This is a genomic window from Rhodoplanes sp. SY1 (assembly GCF_046000175.1).
Taxonomy (GTDB): Bacteria; Pseudomonadota; Alphaproteobacteria; order Rhizobiales; family Xanthobacteraceae; genus Rhodoplanes.
On record NZ_JBEOMB010000263.1, the window covers coordinates 1 to 2,066 of the forward strand.

At 68.0% G+C, this 2,066-nt stretch carries 2 protein-coding genes and 1 pseudogene; 2 read left to right on the top strand and 1 reads right to left on the bottom strand.

The annotated features are described in order from the left end of the window. The coding region (gene nusG, locus ABTU92_RS29015; RefSeq protein WP_408095026.1) for a transcription termination/antitermination protein NusG at window positions 1–372 on the top strand (372 nt) is incomplete at its 5' end. Window positions 373–477: 105 nt separating this feature from the next. On the opposite strand, the pseudogene ABTU92_RS29020 reads toward nusG, so the two are convergent. Continuing rightward, a pseudogene (locus tag ABTU92_RS29020) lies at window positions 478–1,495 on the bottom strand (zinc-binding alcohol dehydrogenase family protein). 129 nt (window positions 1,496–1,624) lie between these two features. On the opposite strand from ABTU92_RS29020, the gene ABTU92_RS29025 reads away from it, so the two are divergent. Beyond that, window positions 1,625–2,066 (top strand): winged helix-turn-helix transcriptional regulator (locus tag ABTU92_RS29025; RefSeq protein WP_408095027.1); only part of this gene is annotated, 442 nt, incomplete at its 3' end.

Below are 2,066 nucleotides of genomic sequence, written 5' to 3' on the forward strand. Positions count from 1 at the left end.
CGCAAGGTCGATTCGGAGCGCAAGTTCTTCCCCGGCTACGTGCTGGTGAAGATGGACCTCACCGACGAGGCCTACCACAAGAACACCCCGAAGGTCACCGGCTTTCTCGGCAGCGACAACAAGCCCATGCCGATCTCCGAGGCCGAGGCCGGCCGCATCCTGCACCAGGTGCAGGAGGGCATCGAGCGGCCGAAGCCGACCGTCTCGTTCGAGATCGGCGAGCAGGTGCGGGTCTCCGACGGGCCGTTCGCCTCGTTCAACGGCGTGGTCGAGGAGGTCGACGACGCCCGCTCCCGCATCAAGGTCGCGGTGTCGATCTTCGGCCGCGCCACCCCGGTCGAGCTGGAGTTCGGGCAGGTCGAGAAGGTCTGACCGTAACGTCCTGTTAACCATGGAAATTCGTCGAACGGCCGGGGCTCGCCCCGGCCGTTTTGCGTTGGGTTTTGCGACGGTGGTTTCGAAGCCCCTGCTAACGCCTTAAAATCCTTCGAGGACCAGCTTGCCGCGAGTGCGGCCGCTCTCGATCAGGGCATGGGCACGGCGCAGCGTCGCCGCGTCGATGCGGCCGAGCGTCTCGGTCGCCGTGGTCGCGATGCGACCGGCATCGACCAGATCGGCGACCGCGTTCAGCAGCCGGTGCTGCTCGATCATGTCCGCGGTCCCGAACAGCGGCCGGGTGAACATCAGCTCCCAGTGCAGCGAGGCGCATTTGCGCTTCAGCTTGCGCACGTCGATCGGTCCCGGATCGTCGATCAGGCCGAGCGTGCCCTGCGAGCGCGATCACCTCGGCGATCGTGTCGAAGTGCTGGTCGGTGCTCGTGGTGGAGAAGATATAGGGCACGGTGGCATGCCCGATGGCGGCGAGCTGCGGCGCCATCGGCTGGGAATGATCGACGACATGGTGGGCGCCGAGGCCGCGGACCCAGTCGGCGGTCTCGGGCCGCGAGGCGGTGGCGATGACTGTGACGTCGGTGAGGGCGCGGGCGAGCTGGATGGCGATCGAGCCGACGCCGCCGGCGCCGCCGATCAGCAGCAGGGCGGGGCCCCCGTCCCGGCCATCCCGGCTTCGCGGAATCCCGAGGCGGTCGAACATCATCTCCCAGGCCGTGATGGCGGTCAGCGGCAGCGCCGCGGCGGCCGCGAAGCCCAGGCTCCGCGGCTTGCCGCCGACGATCCGCTCGTCGACCAGGTGGAGCTCGGAATTGGTGCCGGGCCGGGCAATGGAGCCGGCGTAGAACACCTCGTCGCCCGGCCGGAACAGCGTCACGTCGGGCCCGACCGCGACCACCACGCCGGCCGCGTCGTAACCGAGAACGACAGGCTTTCCATTAGTTTCGGTCCGCTTCCACACTTTCGTATCGACCGGGTTCACCGACACGGCGGCGACCTCGACCAGCAGGTCACGACCGGTCGGCACCGGTCGCTCGAGGGTCAGGTCGATCAGCGATTCGGGGTCGTCGATGGGCAGCGAGCGGGTGAAGCCGACGGCACGCATGGGTGGGATCTCCTGGACCGGGTGGGCTCTGGCTCTTCGCGAGCCCGCGTTGTTCGTCGGCGAATGTGTCACTATGCTCGCTGAGCGCAAGAATGCACAAATTGGGCTCTAAGTATCTTAGAGGATACCATGGCGAGGACGGCGCGACGGTACGACTGCGGCCCTGGCTGCCCGGTCGAGGCGACGCTCGACCTGATCGACGGCAAGTGGAAGGGCGTCGTGCTCTACCACCTGCTCGACGGCTGCCTGCGCTTCAACGCGCTGCGCCGCAAGCTGCCCGGCGTCACCCAGCGGGTCCTGACCCGGCAGCTCCGCGAGCTGGAGGAGACCGGCCTGATCGTGCATTCGCGTGAGATGAAATTCCGACAGTGCAACACCCCGTTCCCTCCCCCCTTGTGGGGGAGGGATAGGGAGGGGGGTGAGCCCCGGGCACGAGCGATGTGGGGAGAGGAGAAGGGCCGGAGACGTAGGGTGGGCAAAGCGAAGCGTTCCCACGCGGTCGCGCACCGGCGGCCGAGTGTGATCGACAGCGCCCGTCGGCGTGGGCACGGCGCGCCTCGGCGCACCTTTG